Here is a 255-nt window from a genome sequence, read left to right on the forward strand (position 1 = left end):
GCACGATCGGTCACGTTGACCACGGCAAGACCACGCTGACGGCAGCGATCACGACGGTTCTGACGCAGAAGTTTGGCGGCGAGGCGAAGGCCTACGACCAGATCGACGCGGCGCCGGAAGAAAAGGCACGTGGCATTACCATCAATACCGCGCACGTCGAGTACGAAACGGCTAACCGCCACTACGCACACGTCGACTGCCCGGGCCACGCTGACTACGTGAAGAACATGATCACGGGCGCGGCACAGATGGACG

1 protein-coding gene is annotated in these 255 nt (G+C 62.0%); it reads left to right on the forward strand.

Going from position 1 to position 255, the window contains the following annotated elements:
- The coding region (locus tag AB3X89_RS40595; protein WP_368588104.1) for a GTP-binding protein at positions 1–255 on the forward strand (255 nt) is incomplete at both ends.

This window comes from Paraburkholderia sp. BR14320 (assembly GCF_040948665.1).
In the GTDB taxonomy this organism is placed as follows: Bacteria; Pseudomonadota; Gammaproteobacteria; order Burkholderiales; family Burkholderiaceae; genus Paraburkholderia; species Paraburkholderia youngii.